3 protein-coding genes are annotated in these 4,635 nt (G+C 29.7%); 2 read left to right on the top strand and 1 reads right to left on the bottom strand.

The genetic code is table 11. The features are described 5' to 3' along the window. The first annotated feature begins 98 nt into the window (after positions 1 to 98). A complete protein-coding gene (locus DW650_RS19085) occupies positions 99 to 1,211 on the top strand; it encodes a hypothetical protein (RefSeq protein WP_118210868.1) in 1,113 nt (370 codons plus the stop codon). After that, a complete protein-coding gene (locus DW650_RS19080) occupies positions 1,186 to 1,953 on the top strand; it encodes a formyl transferase (protein WP_118210867.1) in 768 nt (255 codons plus the stop codon). Before DW650_RS19085 ends, DW650_RS19080 begins: the two co-directional genes overlap by 26 nt. A 73-nt stretch (positions 1,954 to 2,026) precedes the next feature. Here DW650_RS19080 and DW650_RS19075 read toward each other — a convergent pair whose 3' ends face one another. Next, complete coding sequence (locus DW650_RS19075; RefSeq protein WP_118210866.1) at positions 2,027 to 4,480, bottom strand: ATP-binding protein; 2,454 nt, start codon at positions 4,478 to 4,480, stop codon at positions 2,027 to 2,029. Between the last annotated feature and the right edge of the window lie 155 nt (positions 4,481 to 4,635).

Genomic DNA, 4,635 nt, shown 5'->3' with positions numbered 1-4,635 from the left:
GTAACGATAATTAGGAATTATGGGGTGGATTTCAGCAATGAAGTAAATGGGATGGAATACAATACGCAATTATACTTTTGTAACGAAAGGATGATAAAATGTTAAAAGAATATAAGGAAATATACAAAGAAGCACATAATAAGGCAGAACAAATAAAAATATTTCTCGTATCTAATATACGGGAAAAAACTGATAATTTTTCAGATTATAGCGGAACATCTGTTGTTTCCGAATACCTTTCATTAAATCAGCAAGAATTAATTGTTGAATCTTTAAGAAATAGTGGTTTTGAAACAGTGTGTTTTATAGACGAAATGGATTTTATTAAAAATTATATTACCAACAATTACTACCGCAATGATTCAAAATATCCAATTGTGATTAATACAGCTCAAAAAGGTACTGCTATCGGACGTAAATCTCTAATACCTGCATTTTGCGATCTTTATGGATTATGCCACACAAATAGTAATCCATATGTTGTAAGTTTAGCTAGAAACAAATATCATTGCAACTGTATTCTAAAATCAAACGGATTACCAACAACAAATGATTATTTGTATCTTCCCAATGAGGGATGGCTATTAGATAAACACCCAAATGAAGGCGAAAAGGTAATTGTGAAATTAAATTATGAAACTTCTAGTATTGGTCTGACATCAGATAACATATTTGTTTATGATTGTACCAAGGATTCTTTTATCAAAAACCTTGCGAGCCAATTTAATCAGTCCGTAATAGTAGAAAGCTTTATTGAAGGTTTTGAGGTCGAAGTACCCGTTATTATTGGAACTGAAACAGAAGTTGTACTTCCAGTCGGTATTACAGTAGACAATCAAAAAGACTTAGGAAATCAGATTTTAGACTACAATATCAGAAGAGATTTGAAATTTGGATTTTACAATTTTGAAAAAGCACAACCGGAAATATCTGTAAAACTTGAAGAATGTACAAAGCGTGTAGTACAGTTATTGGGAATTACCGGGTTTGGACGGGTTGATTATAGAATTGACTATAATAACAACATATATGTGACAGATATTGCGACTAATCCACACATTACAAAAGGTATGTCATTTTACTATGCTTTTTCTGAAAATGGTTTGAATTATACTCAAATGTTAGAAACACTTATTTCGTTAGGTCTTATTAAAAGTGGTCATACTTTAAGGGAATCGTTCGGATATGAAAAACTCGGATTTTACAATTAATATACTCACAACTGATGGATCACAATATGATTATTTAATCCATACGTTGGAAAATGCATTTACAGTTAATATAGTTATACGTGAGCTTGGAAAATATCAACGAAAACGATTGATTTTCAACAAAAAATACTATCGTTATATTTGTAACAGATACCAATGGTTTTCAAGAGAAATTAGAGGATATAACAAATATAGAATTAATTATTTTAAGTATGAAGGAATTCTTAATAGCAACATTATAAATGTGGCAAATATTAATTCAGACTATGTGGTTAAACTATTAAATCAAAATCCTTGCAAACTATGTATTGTTATGGGTACATCTATATTAAACAAAAAAATAATAGATGCTTGCAAAGCGGATATTATAAATGTGCATGGTGGTTATTTACCATATTATAGAGGAAACAATTGCATATATTTTGCATACTTAAATGATGATTGGGGGCATATAGCGAATACAATCCATTATATAGACACCGGGATTGACACTGGAGATATCATAGAAATTGTGCATCCAATAATTTTATCCAATGATAATCCAGAGACTTTGTATTGTAAAACAAAAAAATTAGCAATAAATAAATTAGTTGAAATTATAAAAAAGTATCAGAACAACGAATACATACCAAGAAGCTCCCAAGATATTCATATTGGAAAACAATATAAAACGGAAGATCGAAATATAAAAACAGCTATAATTTATTATATTAAACAAATCAAGAGAATGCTTAAGAAATAAAAAAGAAAGGTACGCAGATAACTAATTATTGTCAATATTTATTGATAAACAATAATAGCTCTGCTGTACCTTTTTATTCTGACATATCCCAATTGCAAACAGCCATAAAAGCATATCCTAATCCAAAATATTTCCATGCCAAATCTTGATAAGTTGGCTGTATTGCAAACAACACTTTAATCCATTCTTTTCCAGTGCTTACTGTCCCCGATTTCATTAATTGGATAAGTAAATCATTTTTTTTGGAAAAATATGAACCATTTATAAGACGTTTGGTCAGGTCTTTAATACTATCTAATTGCTGCAAAGCAGCATCCGTTTTTCCTAATAAATACTGATATATTGCTGTATTAGTAACTACTCGGTATTGATATAGCCCTTCCTTTTCTTGCATGTCATAATGGAGTAGAGCCTCATTATGCAAAATGTCATATGCTTTCCGTGGATTATTTTTTAAAGCCCAAAATATGCTAAGATTTGAATTATAAAATAATCTTTCTGATATTATAGGCATTTCCAAAAGCATGTCTTCATAAAGTTGAATACAAGTATCCTCATTTAAGTTTTTAGATAAATACCCTGCTAATATATAATTGTTTCTGATTAACTGTATTCTCGGAAAGTCGATATCTCTATTATTTCGTTCAATTTCAAATCCACAAACTGCAATGTTGTAAGCTTCCTCAAAAGCTCCTTGATTTATAAGTATAGTAGTATAGTTTCCTAAACAAATATAATATTGTCTTATATCTCTTATGCCAGATAAACTATTTCCAAAATAAACGAAAGCATCTTTTACAAAAACTGCTGAAACATCAATATTGTGTATGGAATTTGATACTCGCTTAATGATATTCAATCTTTTATTAGCAGTATCATCATAATTTAAACGTTCTGACAGACTACGAAGAGTGTCACTCTCAATTTCCCTGGCAAGTTTGATTTCACCTAAATGTGCAAAACCGATCATAACGACTTGTGAGTAACGCTCCCATATATCTTTCTCTCCATTAAATGTATTATTTTTTCTAATATCATTTGCCCTAACAATAATATCCTGAATTTCGTTGGAAGCCATTGTTTTAGAAAAGCACCGAATTTTCAAAATATCTCTTTCTGCTAAAACTTCAACTGGAAATATATCCAATATTAAATTCAGCGTAGAACTTGCTTTTTTGTACTCTTTTTTTGAATACAAATTATAAGCTTCTTGCATTAATTTGAGATATTCCCTCTGCGTAGAATTCGTTAGTGGATACATTTCTTCATAAATAGTATGTAAAACTTTACCGTATAAACGCATTTGTTTAACTGCTTCTAACATATATAGTGTTACAGCATTTTCAGTATTAAGACACTTAATACTGTACCTTGCTCTTCTAAGATATTGATCTGGTTTAATTTCTTTTATGCATAACGCCAAAGAGTTATAATAATCAGTATGATACTTTTCTACCTTAGTTTTAAATATCTCTCTGATAATATCGTGAGAAAACCTAATATAGTCAAATGTTTCCGTTTGCTCTGTTATTGTAAGTTTGCTGGTGTCAGCAATAATTTTTTTTATTTCATTTTCTGTTGATTCAGTAATATTACGCAACTCGTAAACAGAAAATGTAATACCTATTATGGATGCATATTCGAGTGCTTTTAATATTTGAGTGCTATCTGCACCGAATTCTTTTAATCTTTTTTCTAATACAGTGCTTAAATATTGCTTATTGTTCTCATATGTAGCATTAAAATCGAAACTATGATTATTTATCTCATTTATAACTTCGAAAAAAACTTGCAAATGTCCATTAACAAGATTATAAAGTAAATTAACCTGTGTGTCCGAAAAGCTCTGCAATGTCGCATTAAACAAGGCATTTTTAAACTCTATTAATCCTATCGCAGGAAATATAATTTCTTCACAGTTTACATTATGAATGATATCATTCATAAGATCAGTATGAAGTGCTGGCTGGTCTGCTGTAACAGAAAAAACTATAGAAAAATTATTTAATTTATCAAGATTCAAAATTTCTTTATTTGTTAAAATTAATTTTAATAATTGAAGTGAACGTCTATCCCACCAATGAATATTATCAAAAATTAATACCACATGCTGTTTTTTTATAATTTGTCGAAGTTTCGCCAATATGTTTTGCTCTTCGTTGTTCAAAAACAAATTATGTGTTGTTGTTTTTTCAACAAGAGATTTAATTATGTAACTAATAATATTACCGGCAACAGGGATTTCTTTAGATGCCTCGGCAACCCCACCAATAATGATTTTTTTTGTAGAATCTTCTCGTAAAAATAGAGCCTTTTTAAAGGGATAATATTCTCTATCGTCATATTCATAGTCTCCCTCAAAAAGTATTACTTGATATTGTTCCCTACTAAGTTCAGTTTCCAATTGCTTTAACGTAAATGTTTTTCCACTGCCAGACTTTCCCGTCATTAAAATATAATGGTAATCTTCATGTATTCTATTTATCAGTTTTTCTACAACCTTTGATTGATAAAGTAATAATTCCATACTTTCTATAATGCAACCTCCCAGTGAAATGTTGGTTGATTGTGTATTATCTTATATCCAAATTCTATTGTATTTCCAACAGATAACGATAGATTGTCTTCCATCTCATCTACTTGATTGCTGAAATCCACCCGATAATTCCTAATTATCGTTAC

Origin of the sequence: Roseburia sp. AM23-20 (assembly GCF_003470905.1) — a bacterium.
GTDB classification, from domain to species: domain Bacteria; phylum Bacillota; class Clostridia; order Lachnospirales; family Lachnospiraceae; genus Roseburia; species Roseburia rectibacter.
This window is presented reverse-complemented; position numbering and strand designations above follow the sequence as displayed.

Excerpts from the sequence above, each read along its gene's own strand:
- DW650_RS19085 (WP_118210868.1), top strand. The coding sequence starts at position 99 with ATGTTAAAAGAATATAAGGAAATATACAAAGAAGCACATAATAAGGCA.
- DW650_RS19075 (WP_118210866.1), bottom strand. The coding sequence starts at position 4,480 with ATGGAATTATTACTTTATCAATCAAAGGTTGTAGAAAAACTGATAAAT.
- DW650_RS19080 (WP_118210867.1), top strand. The coding sequence starts at position 1,186 with ATGAAAAACTCGGATTTTACAATTAATATACTCACAACTGATGGATCA.